The following is a 25,709-nucleotide window of genomic DNA, read 5'->3' as shown; positions in this document are numbered from 1 at the left end:
ATTAATTCGCTGGGGTTACTTGTGCTACCGCGGTAGAATCTGCAACAGGAGCTGACTCAGCCGTTACAGCCTGACCTTGGATTACTTGTTTTACATAGTGGACAATTTTCCATCTGCTCTCAGCAGGGATTTGAGAACCATGAGCGCCCATCCTTCCCTTACCTTTGGTAATCACATGGAAAATATGGCCTTCAGGAAGATTGACATAGGCTCCGCCTTTAAGATTGGCTACACCACCGATTACTTCTCCTGCTTTGCCATCCCCTTCTCCGCCTTTACCATGACAGGCATTGCAGTACTGTAGGTAAAGCTTCTCTCCATCTTTAAGAACCTGATCAGAAGTTGCGACCGGATTTTTGATCAAGGCCGCTTGCTCCAATTCAAATTGCTTCAGTCGATGAGGCAAATATCCTTGCTTATTTCTTGGAACGGTATTTTCTACCGGTTCTCTCATGTTCATACCATGTGGATTATACACATTGGAATTAAAGAATTCCCCTTTGCCATCCTCTCTATTGGAAAGCCATGAACCTTGGGATTCATCCTTGATTTGAGTCAATGGTTCATAAGCTACAGAGTGATACATCTGAGGCGCATATTCCAGCCCCGGATTGTCGCCATTAGCTTTGCAGCCTGCCATTAGGGAAACAGCAAGAGCAGAACCTGCGAATAATAATGCGTTAGCAATTTTCATATATCCGGTATTTCTATTCAAAACTTTTATTATTCACTTCCGTCGCACCAGATGCCTTCAGAATTTCTTTGATTTTTTCAATCTCCAATGCACTGTTGTGAGCGATGTCAATAGCCATCACATGCTTATCATCGGTGCTTCGAATATCAAAGATCCTGGGTTGAGCCCAAGGCTTCAGATTTGAGCTGACCATAAAGACACCTACCATTCCGAATGCGGCCAATAGGACCGTCATTTCGAAAGTAACAGGTATAAAATCAGGGAAAGCGGCAAAGTCTTTACCACCTATGATCATAGGCCAGTCAAATCTCATCATGTAAAACTGCATGGTAAGTGCCAAGCTGGTACCCAGCATGCCAAAAAGAAATGCGGCAATTGGGAGCCGGCTTCTTTTGTAGCCTAGGACATGCTCCAGCCCATGAACAGGATATGGAGAATAAACCTCGTGAATTTTGACTCCATTCCCTCTTACTTTTTCCACTGCGTGGAGCAATACGTCTTCATCGTCGTACACTCCAAGAATAAAATGAGTATCTCTTTCCATGATTAGTTGTGTGCTTTATCAGATGAAGATTTCAATACAGATTTAACTTCAGCCATGTTGATCACCGGGAAAAACTTCGCAAAAAGGAAGAATAGGGTGAAAAACAATCCGAAAGTGAACATATAGACTCCCACATCGGCCCAAGTTGGATAAAACATCGCCCAAGAAGAAGGCAAGAAGTCACGGTGAAGAGAAGTCACGATGATTACAAATCGCTCAAACCACATCCCGATATTTACCACTAGGGAAAGAATAAAGGTGGCGATGATGGAAGTTCTGATTTTTTTGAACCAGAAAAGTTGAGGAGAGATCACGTTGCAGGTCATCATTGACCAGTAAGCCCACCAATAAGGTCCTGTTGCTCGGTTGATAAATGCATACTGTTCTGCCTCCACCCCGGAATACCAAGCGATGAAAAACTCTGTGATGTAAGCAATACCCACTATAGAACCCGTGATGATGATGACAATATTCATCAACTCAATGTGTCCCATCGTGATGTAATCTTCCAACTTGAACACTTTTCTGGTGATGATCATCAAGGTCAATACCATCGCAAATCCGGAGAAAATCGCACCGGCAACGAAGTATGGAGGGAAGATAGTCGTGTGCCATCCAGGGATTACCGAAGTTGCAAAGTCAAAGGATACGATGGTGTGAACTGAAAGTACCAAAGGAGTAGCCAAACCGGCCAAAATCAAGGATACCGATTCATATCTCATCCAAGTTTTGGCTGCGCCATCCCAACCAAAGGAAAGTGCACCGTAAATGGTTTTTCTCAATCCGGTAGCCCGGTCACGAATAGTCGCGAAATCAGGGATCAAACCGATATACCAGAATACAAGGGATACAGAGAAATAAGTGGAGATTGCGAATACGTCCCAAAGAAGCGGTGAGTTGAAGTTAACCCAAAGCGAACCGAAGGTGTTGGGAAGAGGAAGGGCCCAATAGGCTCCCAACCATGGTCGTCCCATGTGGATAACCGGGAACATCGCTGCGCAAATAACCGCAAAAATGGTCATCGCCTCGGCAGCACGGTTGATGGATGTTCTCCATTTCTGTCTGAAAAGCAACAAAACCGCGGAAATCAATGTACCTGCGTGACCGATACCGACCCACCACACGAAGTTGGTAATGTCCCAAGCCCAGCCGATTGTTTTGTTAAGACCCCACATTCCGATCCCTTCCCAGAGGGTAGCAAGAAGGGCAATTGATCCTAGAGCCAATACCCCGGCGGCAGTCAGGAAAGCCAAAAACCAAAGTTTGGTCGGCTTACCTTCTACCTGACGTGCCACATCATGTGTCACATCATGGTAGGATTTACCCCCGGTAACTAACGGCTCGCGTACGGATGAAGTAACCTGCATAGTTTATAAAATTATGATTACGCTTCGTTTTTATCTTTATTTCTGATCTTGGTGAAGTACCAAACGTTAGGACTCACGTTGATTTCTTCCAGCACGTGATACGCTCTTTCCTCCCCTACTTCTTTGATTGCAGAGTCTGTCTCTTCAATCTTCAGTAGTTTGGAAACTTTACTGTTTGGATCATTCATATCACCAAACACCAACGCATCAGTAGGACAAGCTACCGCGCAGGCTACATTTACCTCACCGTCTTCCAGCTTACGCTTCTCACGTTTTGCAGTCAACTTACCCGCCTGAATTCGCTGCACACACATGGAGCATTTTTCCATTACCCCACGCACTCGCACAGTTACATCCGGGTTCAATACCATTTTACCCAAATCATCGTTTTGAGCAACGTTTACTCCAGCAAAGTCTTTGTTGTCGTGATATTTGAACCAATTGAATCGACGCACTTTATATGGACAGTTGTTGGCACAATATCTAGTACCGATACATCTGTTGTAAGTCATTTGGTTTAGCCCCTCAGATGAGTGAGTGGTTGCAGCTACTGGACATACCGTTTCACAAGGTGCGTTATTACACTGCTGGCACATCATGGGTTGGAAAGTAACCTCCGGATTTTCAGAAGCAATCTCCAAACCACTCAAATCATCAGCGGCTGCATCAGAGGAGTAGTAGCGATCGATTCTGATCCACGCCATTTCTCTTCTATTCAAGACCTCCTGCTTACCGACTACAGCCACATTGTTTTCAACCTGACAAGCCACTGTACACGCTCCACAACCGATACAAGAGTTCATATCGATGGCAAGACCCCAATGATGCTGGCTGTATTTATGGCCACTCCAAAGGGAAATCTTGGAAGGTTTTACAAACTCTCCATCCTTATAAATCTCAGGCTTGTATCGTCCCGCTGAAGCGTCTTGCTTATAATCCGCTAACACCGCTTCCTGAATCACGTTTTCGCGAGCCATGAAAGTCTGGTGAGTTTGAGTTCTTGCTATTTTATAGGAATCGCCGGTAACGGCTACTTCCACACCTGAAGTAATATCAAAGTTCACAAAGCCTTTGGAGGAATCCAGAAGGTCATAGGCATTCACCCCTACTCCATCGGCTACTCTTCCTGCTTTGGTTCGACCGTATCCCAATGCCAAACCAAAGGTACCATCTGCCTGGCCTGGCTGAACCAAGATCGGAACGATAAGAGTCTTCCCGTTCACTGAGATTTGAGCTTTCTTGGTGTTTTCTTCCACCATAGTCACGCCATTTGCAATCGCCCATTTTTGAGAGACCGTCAGATAGTTGTCCCAAGTCGCTTTGGTGATTGGATCTGGCATTTCCTGAAGCCAAGGGTTATTGGCGAATGTACCGTTGCCGATACCTACTTTCGAATAAATCACCAATTCTGAACCTGCATTGTCGGCGGCGTATGTTTTTGCCACTTCTGCAGCTGCTGCTGAAGCATCAGTGATCGGAGCAATCGCAGAAGGTGTGGATTCAGAAGCAATAACACCGTTGAACAATGATCTATCCCAGAATTCTTGGAAAGAAACTCCACCACCCATCGATGGATAAAGTGTGGTATTCCAATTAGCCTGGAGATAATCATAGTAGTTTGTAGTCGAACCAGCCCAAGTCAAGAAAGAATCCTGAGCCTGACGGGTGTCAAACAAAGGAGAAATGGTAGGTTGAGCTAAAGAGAAATGCCCTTTTTTAGGCTGATAGTCATTCCAAGACTCCAAAAAGTGATGATCGGGAGCCACAATCTGCACCAAAGATGCAGTTTCGTCCATGGTACCGTTGGTAGCGATACTTACTTTAGCTTTAGCAATTCCTTCCGCGATTTCAGCACCTCTGGCATGATCATATACCGGGTTACAGTTGTAGAAAATAACTCCGCCCACTTGTCCGCCTTTCAATTCAGCGATGAATTGATTCATGCGGGCATCATTTCCTTTTCTGAAGTATACCGGAGTGGAGAAATCCACCGTAGCACCATTGTTTCCAAGAAGTTCGTTGATGGCGTTTACCACAATCTGAACATTAGGATCATTTGAACCTGAAACTACCAAAGAAGCACCTTTAGCAGCCCAAAGGTCATTTGCAGCTTTGTCAAGGTTTGCAATTTCAACTTTAGCGGCAGAAACTGTTGCTGCTCCGGCTTTGGAAGCAATAGCGTTATACAGCGCCAGTACAGCCAGCCCAGACTGAGAAGCTTTGATTGGAGTCCTGTAATCAGCATTGGCACCAGTCAATGACAGGTTAGACTCAAACTGATAATGACGGGACATTTCAGGCTTCTCTTTGCTCACCTTCCGGGTTTTGGCATAGGCCGCAGCAAATTCTATCGGAGATATCCAAGTGCCCAAAAAGTCTGCGCCAAAGGAGACAATAGTTTTGGCTTTATCGAAATGATAAGAAGGGATTACCGCCTGACCATAGAAAGTTTCAGCCGCTTTAGAAATACCATAGTTTGAGATCGGATCATACATGATCACCTCTGCTCCACCAAAAGCAGCTCCAAATTCTTGGATAGCTTTCTCAGTGGAAGGAGACAAAATGGTATTTGCGACGATCTTTATTGAACCTGCAGAAGCAAGTTTGGATTTAACTTGCTCGTCCACTGTTTTCCAGTCAGACTTGGCACCTGCCACCATCGGTCCAGCTAATCTTTGCTTATCGTAAAGAGAAAGCACAGAAGCTTCTACGATGGCATTTACTTTTCCTTTATTTATAGGTGAGAGGTCATTTCCGTCGATCTTGATCGGACGCCCTTCTCTTGTTTTCACCACCACAGCAGCATAATCACCGCCTGATGCGAAAGTAGATGCATAATAGTTTGGAATGGATGGATTGACATCCACCGGCTTATTAACATATGGAATCGCCTTTCTCACAGGGGCCTCACAAGCCGCAAGAGAAGCTGCTGCCAAGCTGAAACCCATCAATTTGAGAAAATCTCTCCTGGAAGCACTGCCATCCTCATTCATGTTGGTAGGAAGTTCTGCAAACTCCCTGTCGGCATGCTTCACAAACTCCGGATCGTTGCTGAGTTGCTCGAGCCCTTTCCAGTAGGTTTTTTTATTTTCCTTCATTTTTATTTCTAGGAATGAATTAGCAAAAGGATAAGGAATTAATAGTGGCACTTAGCACATTCCAAGCCGCCGATGTCTTTTACTTTCAAAGCATCTTTAGAGGTGGAGTGCAACTGAACCAACTTATCATAATAGGCATTGCCTTCGGTAGCAATTTCGGTTTGTCTGTGACAGTCAATACACCAGCCCATGGTCAATGAACTGTGCTGACCCACTACTTCCATCTCTTGGATAGGACCATGACAGGTTTGACATTCGATGCCACCTACTGCCACGTGCTGCGCATGATTGAAATAGGCCAAGTCGGGAAGGTTGTGAACCCTTACCCATTCGATAGGCTGATTATTGTCTACGGCTGCGTAGATTTTGGCAATTTCAGGGGATATTCCTTCTTTACCACCCACATTTTGGATATGAGTGTGACAGTTCATACAAATATTGGCTGAAGGGATATTGGCGGACTTACCGATTTCTACCCCGGTATGGCAATACTGGCAGGCGATTTCATATTGGCCCGCGTGAAGTGCATGGGAAAATGCGATCGGTTGGGCTGGAGCATAACCTTGCTGAACCCCTACAGAATAAAGGCCGTCAATGGCAGTTTTAGCGACTAAGGCTATCACCAGGGCAGTTACTATAATAATAAAGGCATCGCTCTTGAATACCTTGGAAAGGTCTGACTTTTGAGAAACGAACTCCTTGTCATCCTCAGAAAGATCCTGTTTGTTGATGTATTTGGTAAGAACCGAAATAATCAAGCCCAAGACTACGAGGATCAGTAAGAGCACGAGAACCAATACTCCCAGAATAATGGACAGATATTCACTTGGAATTCCTCCACTAGCTGCTGCTCCGGAAGCATCACCTCCGGTGACGGCCGCAGCAGCTGGATCCACTTTATCCCCGTATTCGATATAAGCCAACAAATTGCTCAAATCGCCATCGGTCAAAAAAGTGTGAGAAGGCATGACCGTATTGTTGTACTCCTTGTACAATGCATTGGCGTAGGCATCTCCTGAAGCAATAACTGCCTGAGAATTTACAATAAAAGCTTTTGCCCACTCTATGGTCTGTCTTTCTGTAATTCCCCTCAAGGCTGGACCAACACTTTTTTGATCGAGCTTATGGCATTGTTTACAGTTTGCATTGAAGACAGTTTTACCTGCCGCAATTGCTTCGTCACTGCTTGCCACCGCTGGGTCTACAGCATAAGCCGAAACTCCAATCAGCAAGAAAAACAGCACTGCCAGCGTCTGGAAACTCCATCGAATCCCTACTAACGAGCGTTTGGATAACATATTTTAGCTAATTAAATAGTTTTTAAGGTTCTCTTTAACCCCTGCAAAGGTACTATCGGACGTTAATTTTTCAAACATGAATTCCAAACCCCCATTTCTGAGCAATACTCAACTTTCAAACTGATAGGATATTGATTTACAGCATATTGAGTCTTTTTTTTTGATCCTGATATTATTTGGAATAATTATAAATAGCATAATTTTCAAGCCGGATTCTTAGGGGCTTGATTATCAGGATTTGAGGGATAAAAAGGTTTATAAATCCACTTCATTTAGATTTTTTTTGATCTTGTGAACTCAAAAAATCAAATTGGGATTATTTGAACAAGCAAAGAATATCTCTACATTTGCACTCCATTAGAAAATGGTCGCGTGGCCGAGTGGCTAGGCAGAGGTCTGCAAAACCTTGTACAGCGGTTCGAATCCGCTCGCGACCTCAACAGAAAAAGCATCCGCCAAAACGGATGCTTTTTTACGTTTCAATACCTTCATTACCCGATTTTTTCAAGTTCCGATAGTAATTCATAACCTATCCCGACCATCAGCCCCTTCTTAAATTGGTATTGGCCAATTGATTTTTTATTTTAAAGACCAACCATTGTCACAAAAAAGTGAAGGAGCCAATCAAACTTAACGTCAATTCGGAAAACAAGACCTTCTCGGCAGACCCTTCAGAGCCGCTTTTGTACATTCTCCGTGAAGAGTTTGGAATCAACAGTGCCAAATTCGGATGCGGACTGCAACAGTGCGGAGCGTGCCTAGTGCTCTTGGATGGAGAAGCCGAACCCTCTTGCTTGTTACCTTGCCAATCTGCTCAGACCAAATCAATACTAACCCTAGAAGGACTCGAAAAAGATGGAAAACTTCACCCAGTCCAGGAAGCATTCATTGAAACCCAAGCGGCACAGTGCGGATACTGCATCAATGGAATGATAATTTCCGCTGTCAGTCTGTTGAAAAAAAATTCCAATCCATCAGACGGTGAGATCCGGGAAACCCTTCACCGGGTCATTTGTAGGTGCGGCACACATTCCAGATTTATTCAGGCAGTGAAGACCGCAGCGAAATCAACTGAATCCTTCTGAGATATGAAAAATACAGAATCAACGGATTTCTCAAGACGGAAATTCCTGAGGTCCACTGGACAACTTGTACTGGGATTTCAACTTATGCCTTTACTTTCATGTACCGGAAGCACAAATTCACAACCTGGTACATACCAAGGCATTCCGGTTAGACCTCATGTTGACAAGGATTTGATCGATTCTTGGATCAGATTGGATGCCAATGGTCATGTGACTATCCTTACAGGAAAGCAGGAGTTGGGTCAGGGCATACGCACCACACTTCTCCAAATGGCCGCTGAAGAACTGGATGTTCCATTTGAGATTTGCCACATCATCAATGGTGACACCGGACAGACCGCCAACGAAGGCTACACCGCCGGTAGTAATTCGGTGGAAGGAAGCGGAAAAGCCATCAGACAGGCTGCAGCGGAAGCGAGACTGTATCTGCTTACTCTTGCTGCAAACGCATGGAATGAGAACATATCCAACCTCAGCGTGCAAAATGGCATCATCAAAAGCAAATCGAACCAGGCAATTTCCTATTGGGAACTTTTGGCAGGAAAAAATCTGGAGGGCAAAATCACGGGAAATGCAATTCTCAAAAAGTATCAAGAACATCAACTAGTCGGCAAACCCATTGCCAGAGATGATATTAAAAACTTGGTGAGAGGAAAGGCCCACTTTGTACAGGACCTTCGGATTGATGGGATGGTTCACGCAAGGGTTTTACATCCCCCAACCTATGGAGCAAAATTGATAACGAATGATTTTTCAGAAGTTTCAATGCTGGAAGGGGTTCTGAAGGTAGTTCGTAACGGGAGCTTTTTGGCGGTGATAGCCACCCGCGAATATCAGGCGGTGAAAGCTTGGATGGTCTTGAAAGCCACTTGCGAATGGGAAACACCTCAAATCAAAGTTTCTCAAGCCTCACTCTTCGAAGACATGAAAGCCAAATCCATGTCACCCGAGACCATAGAAGATTCTGCAGATATTTCAAAAAATCTGAAAATTGCCTCCAAGAAATTAATACAGGAATACCACCGCCCTTACCACATGCATGCCTCTACAGGTCCTTCCTGTGCAGTGGCGCAATGGAAAGCCGGTAACCTCACTGTTTGGTCCCCTTCACAAGGAGTTTATCCCCTTCAGAATTCCTTATCCGATTTGTTCGGGCTGGACAAAGAAAAAATCAGATGCATCGGAATACCGGGATCGGGATGCTATGGTCACAATGGGGCAGATGATGTTTCAGCTGAGGCAGCCTTGATTGCAAGAGAATTTCCCGAAAAACCGGTCCGACTTCAATGGATGCGAGAGGATGAACATCAGTGGGAACCTTATGGCTCTGCCATGGTCATACAACTGGAGGCGGGTTTGAATCCGGAAGGAAAAATTATCGCTTGGGACACCAATCTATTTTCAGATACGCATAGTACCCGTCCCAATGGAAATGGAGGACATTATGTATCAGCACGACATTTGGAAAAGCCTTTTGAATTCAAAAAAGGAGGATTTTCAGGAGGCTCGTACAGAAATGCCATTCCGCTTTACACCATTCCTTCAAAGCGACTGCTTCTTCATAACTACGATGGACCACTCAGGACCTCAGCCCTAAGAGGATTGGGGGCTTATGGGAATATTTTTGCCTTGGAATCATTTATTGATGAACTCGCCTCAGCAGCAGAGATAGATCCAATCGAGTTTCGAATACAGAATCTAGATGACGATCGCGCAAAGGCAGTTTTACAATCAGTCGCCGAAAAAACAAACTGGAATACGGCTCAAAACGCAGTAAATAAAGGTTTTGGTGTCGCTTTTGCCAAATACAAAAACTCTGCCTCTTACTTTGCTGTGGTCGCGGAAGTATCGATTGATAAATCCTCTAAAACATTCAAACTGGAAAAACTCACCGGAGTAATCGATTCCGGTCAATGTATCAATCCCGATGGGCTGAAGAACCAAACCGAAGGAGGAATGATCCAATCAGCCAGTTGGACATTGCTGGAAAAGGTAGATTTCGATGAACATGGTGTGCTGAGTACCGACTGGAACTCCTATCCCATTCTCCGAGCAAAAGAGGTGCCTGTCGTAGAAGTACACATTATTAATAGACCGGAACTTCCTCCCTTGGGTGCCGGTGAAGCTGCACAAGGACCTGTGTCAGCGGCAATTGCCAATGCAGTCTTTAACGGGACAGGCACCAGGGTTCGGGAATTACCGATTTCGGCAGAAAAAGTGGACTGGAATAACGTAAGCTGAGCCCTATCGAAGGCCTAAATTTTCTTAAAAACATAAAAACATCCCTCAAAGCATGAGGGTGAAATAATCAGTTGATCCTTTTCTCTTTTCAGCCTGAATAGTTGAGTTTTTACTGGATCATCACATTGGAAAATCATGGTCAGGATTTGGTCTGTTACACTGTATTCCCCTTCATCACATTCAAAAAAATCAACTGATTCCCACTCTCCGTCTGAGAAAAAAGTGATTGTCTTCCCTGTTGATTCGTATTCTGTTTCAAATTTTTCTATACCGGTACTTCCCCGGTATTGGTACTGCTCCCAGGTTCCCACCAGTCCCTCGGCAGTTAGTTCAAAAGGAAGATCATCTTCTCTATCACATGAAGAAAGAACAAAAAGTACAAGAATCATGATCCCAATAAATCTCACAGCTAGCGTCGATTGAAAAAAGTTAGTTAAAACCGATACCCAATTCCCAATTGAACTCCAAACTCACGTAAGATATCTTTCCCGCTTCCATTATTCTCAAAAGGAATGACGCTGTGTCTTTTGTAATTGGGAAAAAGTGAGAACGAAAATTTTTCAGTTTTCACTTTCCCCCCAAATCCTACCAAATAGCCCAATCCACTTTGATCCGTAATATTGTTTCCTTCAGAAAGCTGGAAATCCAGGATAGGTCCTGCAGCAGCGTAAAAGAAATCTCCTAAGGCATATTCTGCAAATACTGGAATAGAAAGCATTTTGAAATCAGGATTATGAGCAAAAAGATCATTTACACCACAATTCGGACAGGGAGGAGGTGTAAATTGTACTGCTGAATAGGAATAAGTTAACCCGCTCTTTAACCTGATGTTTGGCCCGATTTCTTGAGAGAGAATTAATCCAAACTCTTTCAGGTTTTTCATTTCCCCTGAGCTCCCGCCGATAAATTCCTGTTTTGGACCGAGAATAGTGCTAGAAAATCCAACAAACCCTTTCAACTCCAGACCACTTTGACCAAAAGCAAAGACCGAATTCAAAAGCATAAAAGTAAAAAGCAAGTTCTTTTTCATCTGTTTATAATTTGATTTTCATTTGCCACATAGCCTGTCCCGATCTTTCATCGGGAGAATGCCCCGGATAATCATCCCCCTGTGTGAGAAGCATTTTCTCATGGGTATTTCATCATTTTTTAAAGTGGAAAGTGATTTACTGAATATACAATGACCTTACGAAGAACCAAGTAGAATCGCTACAAGCTCTCACAGACAACTTAAGACATGGCAGGTTTTAAACAAAAAAACGCCGACTTTTTAGCCGGCGCTTCTTTTATTTACTGTAATTAGTCTTGATTCTAATGTCTAGAATCTAGCTTCTTATTTTTTACCTTCCATTTTCTCTTTCAACTCAGCTAGAGCATCGATGTCTCCGAGAGTAGATTTTTCAGCTTGGGCAGGCATTTCGACTGCATCTTCCTTCTTCTTGCCAGCTGGTACTGCTGCTTTCTTAGCCGCTTTAGCTTCTTCTCTGAAGGTAGCTGTGTGAGAAAGAACAATACGCTTATCGTCCTTAGAGAATTCGGTCACTTTGAAATCCAAAGATTCACCAATTTCTACCTAAGTACCGTCTTCTTTCTCCAAGTTTTTCACAGTGGCGAAGCCTTCCAGTCCGTAAGGAAGCTCAAGGACAGCACCTTTGTCGTTTTTGGAGTTGACAGTACACTTATGCACTGAACCTACAGGGAATACCGTTTCGAACGTATCCCATGGGTTTTCTTCCAACTGCTTGTGACCCAAAGCCAATCTTCTGTTGTCCACGTCAAGTTCAAGAACAGCTACTTCTAGCTCGTCTCCAACTTTTACAAACTCAGAAGGATGCTTAATTTTCTTAGTCCAGGAAAGGTCAGATACGTGAACCAATCCGTCGATTCCTTCTTCCAATTCAAGGAAGAGACCGAAGTTGGTCAAGTTTCTTACCACGCCTTTGTGCTTGGTACCTACCGCATATTTGGTAGACATATCACCTTTTGTCCAAGGATCTTCGGTAAGCTGCTTGATACCCAAAGACATCTTTCTGTCATCCTTATCCAAAGTCAATACTACTGCTTCGATCTCGTCACCTACTTTTACAAAGTCAGCTGGGTTTCTCAAGTGCTGAGACCAGCTCATTTCGGAAACGTGGATCAAACCTTCTACACCCGGAGCCAATTCCAAGAATGCACCGTAGTCAGCTACGTTGACAATCTTACCTTGTACTCTGGATCCAACCTCAAGGTTAGCAGCCAAAGAATCCCATGGATGTGAAGTCAACTGCTTCATACCCAACGAAATTCTCTTCTTGTCATCATCGAAATCAAGAACAACAATCTGAACCTTCTGGTCAAGCTGCAATACTTCCTCCGGATGATTGATACGGCCCCAAGAGATATCTGTAATGTGAAGTAGACCATCTACACCACCCAAATCGATGAATACACCGAAGTTGGTCATGTTCTTGATCACACCTTCCAAAACTTGACCTTTCTCGAGGTTGTTGAGGATTTCTGCCTTTTGCTTTTCGAGATCTTTCTCGATCAACACTTTGTGAGAAACTACTACGTTATCGTTGGTGTGGTTGATTTTCACCACTTTTACTTCCATTTTCTTACCTACATAGATATCGAAATCTCTGATAGGCTTCACGTCGATCTGAGAACCTGGCAAGAAGGCCTCTACCCCGTAGATATCTACGATCAGACCACCCTTGGTTCTTCTCTTCACCAAACCTTCGATCACGCTGTCATTTTCAAGAGCGCTTTCGATGTCCTGCCAAGCACGGACGATTTTGGCTTTCTTACGGGAAAGGATCAACTGACCCAATGCATTCTCCTGCTCCTCGATGAATACTTCCACCTCGTCGCCTGGCTTGATGCTGGCTACATCCCGGAATTCAGAAAGCGGCACAAGTCCGTCAGATTTGAACCCGATGTTGATGATTACATCCTTGTCGTTTACTCCTACTACCACACCTTTGATCACTTCTTTTTCAGTGATCTCATTCAAGGTTCCGGCGTACATGGCTTCCATCTGAGCTCTTTGCTCTTTGGAATAGCCTTCTCCGAAACCTTTGGTGCCGAAGTTGTCCCAATTAAATTCTTTTGAACTAGACATAAATAAAATTGACTCTGAAAACCAACAGTCCTAGAGTCATGAGACTGCTGCTTTTTTGGTTAGAAATCAGCGCTTTGCAAACGCAAAACACCCCATTCACCCGAACGGATTGCAAAGGTAAGGTTTTTTTGAAAAAGGAGAATAAGTGGTGGAAGATTATTCAACAATTTTACAAATCAAAAAAACAGTTCATTATCTCACCTTAGCTTTAATTACAACAAAGTTATCATTTTGAAAATCATGTTCATTTTTTTTATAAAACTGATGAATGCCATCCGGTTTATTAAAATCATTAGAACTGATTGATTTTCCCCCAAAACTTTTGAGATATTCTTTTTGAAAACTTCTTGAATCCTTGGATAAAATAATATTCCCGTTGAATTGAGAAATTGGCGAAAAATCGCCCTCAAAATTATCGATATCGTTGATAAATTTCGAAGCAACTGTATAACTTTTTAAGTCTTCATTTAAAATAACGTATTTGGCCTTTAATCCGATTTGAACAATTGTTGCCAAGAAATTACTCTTAAGTGGAAGAAACGAAAATATATTTTCTACCATATTATTCTCCCTTAAATAAGTATAACGTTCAGGAGAAAGCCCGAATTCCTTTCTCTTTTGATCTGAAAAATTATACCGTCCAAAATCAAATTCAATCTCATTTTCGATATTTCCAGTTTCATCAAAAATAACTACTTCATAAGATGTGTCAAGTTTCAAAAAAATCTTTTTCCTTAAATCGTCTTTTAAGAAGCCAGCAGTTGAAGAATAATTTATCCCTATGAATTCTTCTTTTACTTTTTTCATCCCTGAAAGCTCATTCTTATTTTTTCCAACAATAGAAAAATTCTTGTACTCAGGCCTATTAGCAAAATACATTAATAGTCGATTGCTTGATTGATGAATGTTGTATGGGTGAAATTCAATTTTACTTTCCTCTTTAAATCTTCCCAACAAATCAAACTTTATTAATTTCTTTAAATTATTATCCAATATTAAAATTTCATCTAGGAGAATTTGGAAATCTTCCAGATTTAAGAATTCACCAGGTCCAGGCCCAGATGATTTAATGATTCTTTCAAATTTACCTGAACTACTAAATATTAATAAATTATCTTGGTCTCTATCCTGAACAAAAATCCCGAATTCATTTATTGTTAATTTAACAGGGTTTATAAGAGGTACACTATCAGGTATTTGAAGATAAATATATTCAAAACTCTGAAAAATTTCCGAATACTTCAAATCTTTAGTATCGTTCAAGTTAATCGAAATTTTCTCTTTGTCGATTTCTTTTGTACAGCTAAAGAAAACGACCAGTACAATGCAAAAGAAATATGTTTTCATAATACAATTTTAAAAAAATAAGCCTAGATGAATAACCATTTCATAAAGGCTTATTTAAATTTAACCTTCGGCTTCGGCACATGGAATTTGAGCAGAAACTGAACATGATGCATCCTCCAATGGCCTGCACTTAACGACCCAAAGTGTACCAGCAACTATAGGATAGCTGAAAGGTTCAAGCTTTGGTTCATAGCCCTGTTCTGGAAGAGATGCTTGGCTTTGTACTTTCCCAGAAGATAACAACATTACCACCATTGCAAAAGTGAATGTGGCTGATAAAAGGTACTTTTTCATTTTACGAAAAGATTAAGTTGAACATGATCTGAATTTCAATAAAAAAAAAATAAAAGTCACTTTGGATGAAACCTATTAATATCGTCTGAACGGCATAATTTTGATTTAAAAGAATTTGAATTAGTTAAAAAAAGGTCCCATTTTGAACTTAATCAAACTGGGACCTGCAAGCAAAGAGTTGAAGGATAATTAACGAACCCAAATTTAACTCAATTTCGCCAATGATCAAGTTCTTCCAGTGGATTTACACCCTCTATTCTGCACTGATCTTTATCGCTCTATTGTTGATGCTCGGAATATTCATTGTCATCCCGATATTGGTCGCAGACCGGGGGGACAAGGTTTCCATTCGGCTTATTCGTGTTTGGGCAGGGATTTGGGCTTTTCTTTCCGGGATCCGGTTTGAAGTCCATGGCAAAGAAAGAATCGATCCGACCAAACCATACATCTATATTTTCAACCATCGCTCGTTTATTGATGCACCGGTCATCCCCATGGCCATTCCTCAAGCGCTTCGGGCACTGGGAAAGAAAGAACTTTCCAAAATTCCATTCTTTGGTTGGGTAGTGGGGAAATTGGCCGTATGGGTGGATCGTACTTCCGTGGAATCAAGAAGAGCTAGTTTGGAAAAGCTGATCGGCATTTTGGAAAAGGGAATTTCTGTGGTGGTGGCACCGGAAGGCACCCGGAACGACAGCTCGGATCTTCTTCTTCCCTTTCAGAAAGGCGCTTTTCGGCTTTCCATTGATACTCGGATCCCCATTTTACCTATGGCAGTGATCGGTGCAGATCAGATTATGAAAAGAGGCTCTATCCTCCTCACACCCGGAAAAGTGAGGATCTACTTTTCAGACCCGATCAATCCACCTATCCCGAGCGAAAACGCGGTGAATGAATTTGCTTCCAAATGCCGGAATAGGCTGGAAGCTATGCTTCTGGCCCATGAGTGATCCCGGCGCCTTCCTCAGAGAATACCTCCTGAGTCATATCCTCAAAAATCACATACAACACCAAAAAAGTCATCGGAAAGCTGACCAAAAGTCCGATGCCTGCCAAAAGAAGTCCAAGCAAGTTCATGGCTATCAAAATCATTAGCAATGCGAAAAACTGCCACCAATTTCGGGTGATCAATTTTCTGCTCCATTCCATTGCTGACCACACGTCCAAGCCACCAAAAATCCCCATCAACATGGCAAAAAGGTAACCTACCGCCAAATACACTCCAGGGATCACCAAGGCAAACAACCCTAAGGCAACGAGCACCTGAGAAAGCAATGAAATCCCTACAAGAGGCAACCAAAACCGAAAACCCCCGAAATAATCAGGATAAATCACGGGTTCTCCGCGACTGATTTTGTTGGCTACCAAAAAGAATCCCGAATAGAGAGCTGGAGCCAAAAAAGCACTGTAAATAATCATGTACTCCTGAACGTAGATCACCACAAGTCCCTGAATCGATAGAATCAAAAGCATGTACATGACATGAAACAAAGCCTGGGATTTGAATAATTCCCAGGCTTTTACAAATGATTCTTTGATATCAAAATCTACCGATACAGTCAAAAGCTTGTTTAGCCGTTCTGCCTCCATAATTAATTGGTAAACGCCTCCAGGATATCATGCTTGGTGATGATATGGATGCTGTCAAATGTATCTCTCACCAAAACTGCTTTTTCTTTCTCCACCATAGATGAAAGTACATCCAACGTAGAGTCCAAAGCGACAAATTTCATCGAAGGCTCCATCACCTCGGCAACAGAAGCATCTTTGAGCAAAGGATTGTCGATGATTTTGGAAAGCAGCTTATTATCGGTCAAGCTGCCCACCACCTCGTCCCCGTCAACTACAGGAATCTGGGAAATGCTTTTGCCATTCATCATGGCAATGGCTTCTTTTACCGAATCTGTCTTTTTCACAGACAGCAAGTGATAGTTTCCACTACGCTGCGCAATGATATCCCGGGCTGTAGAAAATGTTTTGTCTTCCAAAAAGCCGTGATTTCGCATCCACTCGTCATTGTAGATCTTACCCAAATAGCGCGTACCATGATCCGGTAGAATGATCACCATCACATCGCCTTCTTTTAAATGGTCTTTGGCATATTCCAAAGCTCCATGCACCGCCGATCCACAAGACCATCCCACAAAAAGTCCTTCCTCACGAGCCAACCGTCGGGTCATTACTGCGGCATCCTTATCCGTCACCTTGATGAAATGATCGATCAAACTGAAATCGACATTCTTGGGAAGAATATCCTCGCCGATTCCTTCGGTCAGATATGGATAGATTTCTTTCTCGTCAAAAATTCCGGTCTCTTTATATTTTTTGAATACAGAACCATAGGTATCGATCCCGACTGTCACCAAATCAGGATTTTGCTCCTTCAAAAACTTAGCTGTTCCACACATCGATCCACCGGTACCTACTCCAGCTGCATAATGGGTGATTCGGCCCCCGGTATCTTTCCAGATTTCCGGACCTGTGGTCTCATAATGGGCCGCGGTGTTGGAGAGGTTGTCGTATTGATTGGGGTAAAAAGAATTGGGAATATCGCGATTCAGTTTTCTGGCTACTGAATAGTAAGATCGGGGATCATCCGGAGTCACATTGGTGGGACATACGACCACCTCAGCACCGACCGCCTTGAGGATGTCTATTTTTTCTTTGGACTGTTTGTCCGCCATGGTAAAAATACACTTGTACCCCTTTGCCACCGCGGCCAAAGCCAAACCCATCCCGGTATTTCCGGATGTACCTTCGATGATGGTTCCGCCTGGTTTTAATATCCCTGCTTTCTCTGCATCCTCCACCATTTTGATAGCCATCCGGTCTTTCATGGAATTTCCGGGATTGAAATATTCCACTTTGACCAAGACCTCTCCTTTGATTCCTTTGGAAAGTTTGTTGAGCCGGATCATCGGGGTATTTCCGATGGTATCGATGATGGAGTTATAAATCATAGCATTGTTATATTTGGAATTCAAAATTACAGGATTTTTTCAGGCCAAAAGGATTTTCCATTCGGAAAACCAAATAATATTTTGCCCACTTCAGGTTCTGAAAAGAGTTAATTGAAGTACTCTTGGTTCACTTTCCAAACTGCTAAGCTTGTCCTAAATCTCTTTGAACTCAAGCCTTTTCAAAATATCCAAGGTCACATGGATGAGAATAGCTGCTATAAACCCAAGTCCGAGGACCATGACCAACATCCCCAGAAAAAACTGGTCGGTAAGAGCCAATACGATCACGGACAAAATGAAAAAAGGAATCAATCCAAACAGGAAAATCCCTCCAATCATAAGGGGCTTGATCAAAATCCTGTCCCACCCTTCTTCCAGCCCAACCTGTGGGATAAGGTTGATCGCCAACCCCACCAGGTAAGAAAAAATCATCCCCAAAGGAAAAATCAAAATCAACCAAGGGTCTATCTGCGCGAGAAACACCGACGGCACAATCAACAAAATTGAAAAGATCAGGGTTTGGACCAAGTCCAGCTTGATCATATTCCAAAATTTGGATGCCCAGCTCGATGGGACCAATATAAACCAAGGCTTTTTGAGATCTCCAATATTTGCCCTTCCTATCCCAGCCAAAAAGTAAAAAGCAACCATAAAGCAGAGGTAGAAATAAAGCACCTTGTGCGAAAACCAATCAAAATTGGACAGACCTGCAAACAGAATACCCAAGAGCGCCATACCCATGGAATAAACTCCGATCAAAGGATGGAAATCCTGCCTGCTACTGTGTACATAATTTCTCCAATAAAAAGCTTTGGCTCCCACTCCGAATTCAGGCAAGGCCAACTGCTTTTTGGCATTGAGGCTATACGTGTCTTCGGTTACTTCACGCTTTCCGAGCGCCTTTTCCAGTTTTTCCTCATTGGACTTGGTAGACTCTAATACATCCTCGTAATAGTAGCCTGAATATCGGATCACCAGCTTGACCACCGTAAAATAACTCAGACCGTAAAGCACCAAAAACCCGACAGATAAGATCCAGTTTTGGGTAACAAAATATCCCATCATCCCTCTACTCCAACCCACCAAAGGAAACAAATCAAACCAAGGAGAAGCAATCCACGAAAACAGGCCCTGCCAAAACTTCTCAGCCATAAAACCGGGAATCAAAATCACCGAAGCCAACACAACTCCCAGTATGACAATCCCCCCTCTGAGGTATTCGACAATTCCAAAACGGGTGTGAAGCGTGTAAATCAAAAACCTGAGCGGAAAAATCATAAAGAAAAACAGGGCAAACCCCAAGAGCAGAAATATGGCTCCCAGTGCTCCCAGTTCAAAATCTCTGGCCATCTGACCTCCACTGTACACCAAAAAAAAGAGCGAACCTCCCAATGCCGGAAGAATAGACCTTGCCATGTAATAGATCAGAAGATTTTCAGGTTTGACAGGAGCAGTAAACAACAGATTGACATCGGCCATTTTGAAAAACGTGACGTTGTTTTTGGTCGCCCGATACAATTGAAACATCAAAAATCCCAAGGCGAGAATAGTCACTCCTCCGATGAGATTCTGCATGGCAAAATCCACTTCACCCGCAGCATCCAAATTGATCTCCTCAGTGGAAACACGATCACGCCCCATCCTTCGGGTGTAGATAAAAATAAAATACCCCACCGCCACAGCATAAGGGATAAGCCGGGTAGGATTTCGAAATATCAGCAGGATATTGTTTTTCAGGATCCAAAGATCCTTGCGGAGCAACAATCGGATCTCATTCATCTTTGGTCAATTCTAAAAACAAATCTTCTAAACTCAAGCCCTGTCCGGAAGCAGCCTGAGTTTTGAGATTTTCAATAGTGTCATTGCCGATGATACGACCGTCTTTCATGATCATGATCCGGTCGGCAATGGACTCCACACTGTCAATCAGATGGGTGGACACCAGAATGGTTTTCCCCTGTTCCTTGAGTTTTTTAAACAAGATTTTGGTGTTTTTGATGGCCTTGGGATCTAAGCCGATCATGGGTTCATCGAAAAACAACAGCTGAGGGTCCGGCAATAATGCACAGCAGATGGAAACTTTTTGCCTCATCCCTTTTGACAAATCTCTACCCAATTTTTTCTCCTTATCGTCCAATTCGTAAAGGGAAAGGAGTTCTTTGGCTCTGGGTTGCCAATCCCTTACCCCATAAGCCTGTGCGATAAACTGCATATGTTCCCAGACCGTCAAAAGATCATAGACATAAGGGGTTTCGGGGATGTAGCTGAAAAATTTCTTGGCTTCGACACTGAGATGATCATGCCCTCCGATGGTTATCTCTCCGGCTGATTTTCTCAAAAGCCCCACGATGCATTTCATGGTAGTACTCTTACCGGCACCATTGGGACCTAGCAAACCTACCACTTCTCCACCTTCCAGATGAAAACTAATATCGTCTACGGCGTTTTGTTTTCCGTATTTTTTGGTCAAATCAGTGACTGTAAGCATAAAACTCTTTTTGCGAGATTGTCTAAAATTTGGAACTTTTTCCAGTACGAATGTCAGGATCGAAGTATTCCGTCCATCATCGAAGGTAAAAGATTGTCAACCATCATTTGGTTTGGAATTGAACCATCGGTCCATATCCCAAGTACTGGCCTATTTGGTTTAATTTTTGGAATCCTTTTTGCAACCGCAAGCTCTTAAAAATTCACAAATTCTATGAAAAAACTTCTCGGAGTTCTATTGGTTTTTATTCTTGTACATTCTGCCATGGCTCAGCGGGCAGGTGGATTTAGGTTGAGTACAGATTTGGGAGCTGCAATTCCTAAAGATGGGGGAATCGGTGCTCTTTTTCATCTCGAACCCCAGATCTTGCTCAGGGACAATTTGGCCTTTGGGTTAAGATTTGGAGTGGCTGGATTGGCCAAGGATGTTACCTATTACACGATTTCAGAAGATTTTGAAGGAGAGGTTTCCGGCAATGCTTCGATCACCGGTACCCTGAATTACTATTTCAATAACGGCAACAGTAGAGTTGCTCCCTATATAGGTGCAGGGTTTGGATATTATGCCTTGAGCTCGGTAAAAATAGATGATTCAGACATTGACTATGAAACAGGAACCTTAGAGGCAAGCTTTGCCTGGGCTCCCATGGTGAGAGCAGGTGTGGAATTGGGCAAATTCCGTATCGGAGCCGAGTACAATATCGTACCACCAAGTGACCTTCAGAACGTCAGTGGACAAGTAATCGGAGAAGCCATCAATCAATATTATGGAATCACCCTAGGCTTCTTTGTAGGCGGAGGAAAATGGGGGAAATAATTTTGGAATTGGAATCTCGGATTTCGGAAAATAAATATTCGGAATCTTGCCAGTAGCATTTCTAAAGGTCAGAAGACCAAGTTAACGCCATATTTTTGGGAATCTTCGGTCTTCGGCCATCGGTCTTCCAGCCCAAAATCAGTGGAATATTCGTCAACTGGCAGAATAGCGTATAATCAGTTTTCGGAATCCAATAATCATATTGATCTTTGATCCAACCATAAACAAAAACGGTGAGACCGAAATCTCACCCTTATTTACTGCATAGATTCACGTCGATCTCGGAATCTAATGACACGCATCCTGTTTATTAAGTCTAAACCCTGGCATCTTGATACCGGATTCTTAATACTTGGTGCAATTTAACCTTTTGCTCCTGCCAGGAGATAGAGTACCGCCATCCTCACAGCCACCCCATTTTCTACCTGATCGAGAATGATGGATTGGTCAGAATCAGCTGCATCGGAACTCAATTCTACACCCCTATTGATGGGGCCTGGGTGCATGACTACGATTTTTTTATCCAAGGCATCGAGCATTTTCTTATTGATTCCGTAATAGAGCGAATATTCTCTCAAACTCGGAAAATACTTGATCTGCTGACGTTCGAGCTGAATCCGGAGGACATTGGCCACATCACACCACTCCAGTGCTTTCTTCACATCCAGTTCAACTTTCACTCCCAAGCTGGTAATATACTTGGGCAACAAGGTAATCGGACCACAGACCATCACTTCAGCACCCAGCTTTTGCAGGCAAAAAATATTCGAAAGAGCCACTCTACTGTGCAGGATGTCGCCGATGATCGCGATCTTTTTTCCGGCCAAATCCCCCAATTTTTCCTGCATGGAAAACGCATCCAACAGCGCTTGGGTAGGATGCTCATGAGTGCCATCGCCTGCATTGACAATGTTTGCTTTGACATTCCGAGAGAGAAAGTGAGGAGCTCCCGGACTGGCATGACGCATCACGACCATGTCCACTTTCATCGCCAGAATATTATTCACTGTGTCTACCAGGGTCTCCCCTTTTTTCACGGAACTGTTGGAAGAGGAAAAATTGACCACATCGGCACTGAGTCTTTTCTCGGCCAGTTCAAATGAAAGGCGTGTGCGGGTGGAGTTTTCAAAGAAAATATTCGCGATTGTAATGTCTCTCAGTGATGGTACTTTCTTGATAGGTCTGTTTATTACTTCTTTGAAGTTGGCGGCTGTTTCCAGAATCAGGCGAATATCAGTTTCTGAAATATCCTTAATCCCGAGCAGGTGTCTGGTGCTGAGTTGAGACATGGTTAGCTTTTTTCTTTCTCTGTAATCCAAATTGCATCCTGAGGAAGACCTTGGTCCTTCCATTCTACCACCACGTGCTGCGAATCCAAGGTATTGACCTTGATCCCCACATAATCGGGCATAATCGGAAAATCCCTGGTCAACCTTCGGTCTACCAAGACCATCAATTCAACCTTTTGAGGCCTTCCAAAAGCAATCATCGCGTCCATTGCCGCTCTGACCGATCTGCCTTTGTAGAGTACATCATCAATAAGAATCACCTTTTTTCCCTCTACCAAAAAATCAATCTTGGTCTCATTGGCCTTAAGCGGAAAATCCCTTCGTCTGAAATCGTCTCGGTGGAAAGTAGCATCCAAATACCCGGAAGGCACTTCAATTCTGGCAATTTCTTTTAAAAGTGCCACAATCTTGTCCAAAAGGATAATGCCCCTGGGCTGTAGTCCTAAAAGTACTGTATTTTCGAAATCGTCATGATTTTCGATAAGTTGGTAGCAGAAGCGTTTTAAAGTGATGGCGATCTGCTGCTGATCGAGTACAAGCCGTTTTTGCATGGAGGAGATTTGGGCGTAAATATAGAAAATAAAACTAGTCTCGGGACTCCTCCGGCTGGTACAAATCCCCATCCACCAAAATTTTATCCATAAAGAAAACCTCTTTGATTTCTTCCATATTTTGGGCGTTCAGATAGCGAACGGTCTGTTTTCCTGACAACAGAAAATACCGATCATACCAATGGACCAGCCGCAGCGATCCGGAATCGGTGGATTTCACCCTTCCGTTTTCATCCGGCAAGACCAGATCAAAGGTCATATTTTCAAACACTTTTTCGCCATTACGGAAAAAACTGGCCCTGATTTGATCATTGACTGTATAGAGGTGAAACAAGTCCTCCCCAACCACCGCCATTTCGCCGAAAGGTTCCGGATAGTTAGTGGAAAAATCACGATAAGACGCCGCGTTATCCCATAGTACCTGACCTGTCTTGGCTACTTTTACAAAGTGAGCAGACTGGTATTGGTATTCGGTGTATAGTGAGAAGGACTGCAAGGGCATATTGGGAGACACAAAAGGGTCCATGTAATAGGGTACATACCCGAGCCGATTGATCCGATCATACCGGTAGGCATTATTCGCCGAAATAGCCCCTCTTCCCCCTCCCCTCGAGGTAAGAATATTGAGTTGATCAAAATAGACCACAAATGAATCCTCGGTCTCCCAGACATCGCGGACCACATAGGTATATCGGATATTGGGGATTTTGCCTTTTTCCAAGTCATTTAATACTGCTGCATCCTGCTTGGCTTTTCGCTTTTCCGACATGTAGTTGTAAAAGTTCGGGAAATCCTCCAGGGTGTACAGCTTGAATTCATATTCTCCAAACTCATTGATCTCCAGAACATACATTCCTTGGTAGGAATTGCGCGCCATCAAGCCAAACGACCCGATCATCACCTGCTGGAAATTTTGGTCAGCCAGCAATACCCCATCCATGATCTCCTGCCCCTGCTCTCCAAACTGATCCACTTTGACCTCCCTGAGAAGATTCCCCATCATGTCAAAGGTGAGGATGGAAGTTTCCCGTGATTTATACTGACCGCGACGATTGACGACTACTTCCAACGCTTGAAGTTCCGCCATTTTTCGGATCTGTAGCACCTGAGTATTGTTGCCATAGATTCCCTGTACGGTATGCAGGCTTTTATTCTCCAGATTCAATATTTGCAAAACAGGCCGCCCTTCGGCATTTCCCATAAAGACTGCTTTGCTGTCCAAAACCAAGAATTCTATTAAATCCAGGGGTAATAAATTGTCAGCGGGAAACTCTATCCCTTGATTGGATTGTAAATCTATCTGAAGAATGTATTTGTCCGCCCCCGAATTGAACCCTCTGGAAAGTAGGATGTAGAGATTTTCCTGATCGGTGTCATAGCCTATCATATCGTAGCCACTTTTGATAGCCACTTCATTCAATCCTCCGGACTTGAGATTAAAATCCGTTTTGTAGAATTGAAAAACACGTTCGGCACTGAAACTTTTCGCTTGGAAGGTTCGGAATGAAACCAATCCTCCGGGTATCCTCATGATCTCATAGATGGGCTCTGATAAGGTGGAGGGAATTTCATGTCGCTGAAAAAATTTGATCTGGGCAAAACCCGAAAGAGCCGAAAACCAAAAGACCAGCACGAATAAACACTTCTTCATCAGATATTTAATTTATATGATTGCCCGCAATAGCACCTCAAGTCAAATCCTCTTTGATTGATGGGCCGAAAGCCTACCCACCGGAAGACAGGACCGATATTTCGACAAGCTCAGTCCAAGCGACCGAAGGATTCCTGATTTCAACATTTACGAGAAATTTAATAAAGTAGCTAAACCTACTGTTAAGAAAGCGGATATACCTTTTTTATTTATAAGAGAACCTAAATCCTGCCTACAGATAGAAGATTGCAGAATCCACAAGTGCCTTTTCATCAAGGCAGGTACAGCAAAGGAATCGAGTAGTCATTTGCTTAGTCTCATCAGGAGTTCAAATTCCGCTTGGGTGACTGACATGACCGAAAGTCGGCTCTGTCGAAGCATCAACATCTCTGATAATCGATCCTCCTCTTTGATGGCTTGAAGGCTAACGGATTTTGGCAAGCTACTTTTGGCCTTCAATCGTACCGCTACCCAATCCGCATCCTTGGGATCCGGAAACGCCTCCTCAGAAACCTCCGCCAATCCGACTACTGCCCTGTCTTTTCCGCTATGGTAAACTAATACGGGATCTCCCAACTTCATTTCTTTCAGGAAGTTCCTTGCTTGATAATTTCTGACCCCATCCCAAATCTCTTCCTTTTTAGACAGTAAATCCTCCCAGGAATATGAGCTTGGTTCTGTTTTGACCATCCAGTAGTTCATAAATTGGTTATTAGGTTTATTGACCCTTTGATCCATTGGCTTTGATCATTGAGCTTGTTCATTGATAATTGATTCTTGAGTTTGATCATTGATGATCTTTTTCAAGTTACCCCTTTGCCCTTTAATTTGAAACAATAATTAAAGACATTTGTCTGACTACTGACCCTAAAACCCAAGA

General features: G+C 43.2%; 21 protein-coding genes, 1 tRNA gene and 1 pseudogene. 5 read left to right on the top strand and 18 right to left on the bottom strand.

Annotated features, from left to right (window positions below; translation table 11 throughout):
• Position 1 precedes the first annotated feature (1 nt).
• Genes CLV31_RS04760 through CLV31_RS04740 form a run of 5 tightly spaced genes read right to left on the bottom strand, consistent with a single transcriptional unit; the run spans position 2 to position 7,001 of the window.
• Entirely contained in the window at positions 2–694 is a 693-nt protein-coding gene (locus CLV31_RS04760) for a c-type cytochrome (protein ID WP_111391747.1), read from the bottom strand.
• 13 nt (positions 695–707) lie between these two features.
• Positions 708–1,238, bottom strand: coding sequence for a DUF3341 domain-containing protein (locus tag CLV31_RS04755; RefSeq protein WP_111391746.1), 531 nt, complete (start codon positions 1,236–1,238; stop codon positions 708–710).
• A gap of 2 nt (positions 1,239–1,240) precedes the next feature.
• Positions 1,241–2,605: an NrfD/PsrC family molybdoenzyme membrane anchor subunit gene (nrfD, locus tag CLV31_RS04750; RefSeq protein ID WP_111391745.1), complete on the bottom strand. Its 1,365-nt coding sequence runs from the start codon at positions 2,603–2,605 to the stop codon at positions 1,241–1,243.
• Between the two features lie 17 nt (positions 2,606–2,622).
• Entirely contained in the window at positions 2,623–5,703 is a 3,081-nt protein-coding gene (locus CLV31_RS04745; RefSeq protein WP_111391744.1) for a TAT-variant-translocated molybdopterin oxidoreductase, read from the bottom strand.
• 38 nt (positions 5,704–5,741) lie between these two features.
• Positions 5,742–7,001 (bottom strand): c-type cytochrome, encoded by a 1,260-nt coding sequence (locus CLV31_RS04740; protein WP_111391743.1) that lies wholly within the window; start codon positions 6,999–7,001, stop codon positions 5,742–5,744.
• A gap of 366 nt (positions 7,002–7,367) precedes the next feature.
• Here CLV31_RS04740 and CLV31_RS04735 point away from each other — a divergent pair.
• The 3 genes from CLV31_RS04735 (at position 7,368) to CLV31_RS04725 (ending at position 10,327) form a co-directional block, all read left to right on the top strand.
• A tRNA-Cys gene (locus tag CLV31_RS04735) sits at positions 7,368–7,438 on the top strand.
• A 174-nt stretch (positions 7,439–7,612) separates the two neighbouring features.
• Positions 7,613–8,086, top strand: coding sequence for a (2Fe-2S)-binding protein (locus tag CLV31_RS04730; RefSeq protein ID WP_111391742.1), 474 nt, complete (start codon positions 7,613–7,615; stop codon positions 8,084–8,086).
• 84 nt (positions 8,087–8,170) lie between these two features.
• Positions 8,171–10,327, top strand: coding sequence for a xanthine dehydrogenase family protein molybdopterin-binding subunit (locus tag CLV31_RS04725; RefSeq protein WP_245943323.1), 2,157 nt, complete (start codon positions 8,171–8,173; stop codon positions 10,325–10,327).
• Between the two features lie 14 nt (positions 10,328–10,341).
• Here CLV31_RS04725 and CLV31_RS04720 read toward each other — a convergent pair whose 3' ends face one another.
• The 5 genes and pseudogenes from CLV31_RS04720 to CLV31_RS04695 form a co-directional block, all read right to left on the bottom strand.
• Positions 10,342–10,716 carry a hypothetical protein gene (locus tag CLV31_RS04720; RefSeq protein ID WP_111391740.1) on the bottom strand — a complete coding sequence of 125 codons (375 nt, stop codon included), beginning with the start codon at positions 10,714–10,716 and terminating at the stop codon, positions 10,342–10,344.
• Positions 10,717–10,760: 44 nt separating this feature from the next.
• Positions 10,761–11,357 carry an outer membrane beta-barrel protein gene (locus CLV31_RS04715; RefSeq protein WP_111391739.1) on the bottom strand — a complete coding sequence of 199 codons (597 nt, stop codon included), beginning with the start codon at positions 11,355–11,357 and terminating at the stop codon, positions 10,761–10,763.
• Positions 11,358–11,660: 303 nt separating this feature from the next.
• Positions 11,661–13,433: pseudogene (gene rpsA / locus CLV31_RS04710) on the bottom strand (30S ribosomal protein S1).
• A 192-nt stretch (positions 13,434–13,625) separates the two neighbouring features.
• On the bottom strand, positions 13,626–14,780 hold the full coding sequence (locus tag CLV31_RS04700; RefSeq protein ID WP_111391737.1) for a 6-bladed beta-propeller: 1,155 nt from the start codon (positions 14,778–14,780) through the stop codon (positions 13,626–13,628).
• Positions 14,781–14,840: 60 nt separating this feature from the next.
• Positions 14,841–15,074 carry a hypothetical protein gene (locus CLV31_RS04695; protein ID WP_111391736.1) on the bottom strand — a complete coding sequence of 78 codons (234 nt, stop codon included), beginning with the start codon at positions 15,072–15,074 and terminating at the stop codon, positions 14,841–14,843.
• A gap of 221 nt (positions 15,075–15,295) precedes the next feature.
• Between CLV31_RS04695 and CLV31_RS04690 the strand changes: the two genes are divergently transcribed.
• The gene (locus CLV31_RS04690) at positions 15,296–16,024 is read left to right on the top strand and encodes a lysophospholipid acyltransferase family protein (protein WP_317048773.1); all 729 of its coding nucleotides are present in this window, start codon (positions 15,296–15,298) and stop codon (positions 16,022–16,024) included.
• Here the strand turns inward: CLV31_RS04690 and CLV31_RS04685 are convergent.
• From CLV31_RS04685 to CLV31_RS04670, 4 genes are all read right to left on the bottom strand, one after another.
• On the bottom strand, positions 16,002–16,664 hold the full coding sequence (locus tag CLV31_RS04685; protein ID WP_111391735.1) for a hypothetical protein: 663 nt from the start codon (positions 16,662–16,664) through the stop codon (positions 16,002–16,004). The genes CLV31_RS04690 and CLV31_RS04685 overlap by 23 nt on opposite strands.
• Positions 16,665–16,666: 2 nt before the next feature.
• Positions 16,667–18,034 (bottom strand): pyridoxal-phosphate dependent enzyme, encoded by a 1,368-nt coding sequence (locus tag CLV31_RS04680; RefSeq protein ID WP_111391734.1) that lies wholly within the window; start codon positions 18,032–18,034, stop codon positions 16,667–16,669.
• A 153-nt stretch (positions 18,035–18,187) separates the two neighbouring features.
• Positions 18,188–19,813 carry a putative ABC exporter domain-containing protein gene (locus CLV31_RS04675; protein WP_111391733.1) on the bottom strand — a complete coding sequence of 542 codons (1,626 nt, stop codon included), beginning with the start codon at positions 19,811–19,813 and terminating at the stop codon, positions 18,188–18,190.
• Positions 19,806–20,522 (bottom strand): ABC transporter ATP-binding protein, encoded by a 717-nt coding sequence (locus tag CLV31_RS04670; protein WP_111391732.1) that lies wholly within the window; start codon positions 20,520–20,522, stop codon positions 19,806–19,808. The genes CLV31_RS04675 and CLV31_RS04670 overlap by 8 nt, the downstream gene beginning before the upstream one ends.
• Before the next feature lie 213 nt (positions 20,523–20,735).
• Here CLV31_RS04670 and CLV31_RS04665 point away from each other — a divergent pair, with 213 nt between their 5' ends.
• Positions 20,736–21,338: an outer membrane beta-barrel protein gene (locus tag CLV31_RS04665; RefSeq protein WP_111391731.1), complete on the top strand. Its 603-nt coding sequence runs from the start codon at positions 20,736–20,738 to the stop codon at positions 21,336–21,338.
• A 362-nt stretch (positions 21,339–21,700) separates the two neighbouring features.
• Here the strand turns inward: CLV31_RS04665 and CLV31_RS04660 are convergent, their stop codons facing one another.
• The 4 genes from CLV31_RS04660 to CLV31_RS04645 form a co-directional block, all read right to left on the bottom strand.
• The gene (locus tag CLV31_RS04660; RefSeq protein ID WP_111391730.1) at positions 21,701–22,627 is read right to left on the bottom strand and encodes an aspartate carbamoyltransferase catalytic subunit; all 927 of its coding nucleotides are present in this window, start codon (positions 22,625–22,627) and stop codon (positions 21,701–21,703) included.
• A 2-nt stretch (positions 22,628–22,629) separates the two neighbouring features.
• Positions 22,630–23,178 carry a bifunctional pyr operon transcriptional regulator/uracil phosphoribosyltransferase PyrR gene (gene pyrR, locus CLV31_RS04655; protein ID WP_111391729.1) on the bottom strand — a complete coding sequence of 183 codons (549 nt, stop codon included), beginning with the start codon at positions 23,176–23,178 and terminating at the stop codon, positions 22,630–22,632.
• A 34-nt stretch (positions 23,179–23,212) separates the two neighbouring features.
• Positions 23,213–24,829, bottom strand: coding sequence for a hypothetical protein (locus CLV31_RS04650; protein ID WP_111391728.1), 1,617 nt, complete (start codon positions 24,827–24,829; stop codon positions 23,213–23,215).
• A gap of 303 nt (positions 24,830–25,132) precedes the next feature.
• Positions 25,133–25,531 carry an EVE domain-containing protein gene (locus tag CLV31_RS04645; RefSeq protein WP_111392023.1) on the bottom strand — a complete coding sequence of 133 codons (399 nt, stop codon included), beginning with the start codon at positions 25,529–25,531 and terminating at the stop codon, positions 25,133–25,135.
• Positions 25,532–25,709 lie beyond the last annotated feature (178 nt).

It is taken from the genome of Algoriphagus aquaeductus (assembly GCF_003253485.1).
Taxonomy (GTDB): Bacteria; Bacteroidota; Bacteroidia; order Cytophagales; family Cyclobacteriaceae; genus Algoriphagus; species Algoriphagus aquaeductus.
This window is presented reverse-complemented; position numbering and strand designations above follow the sequence as displayed.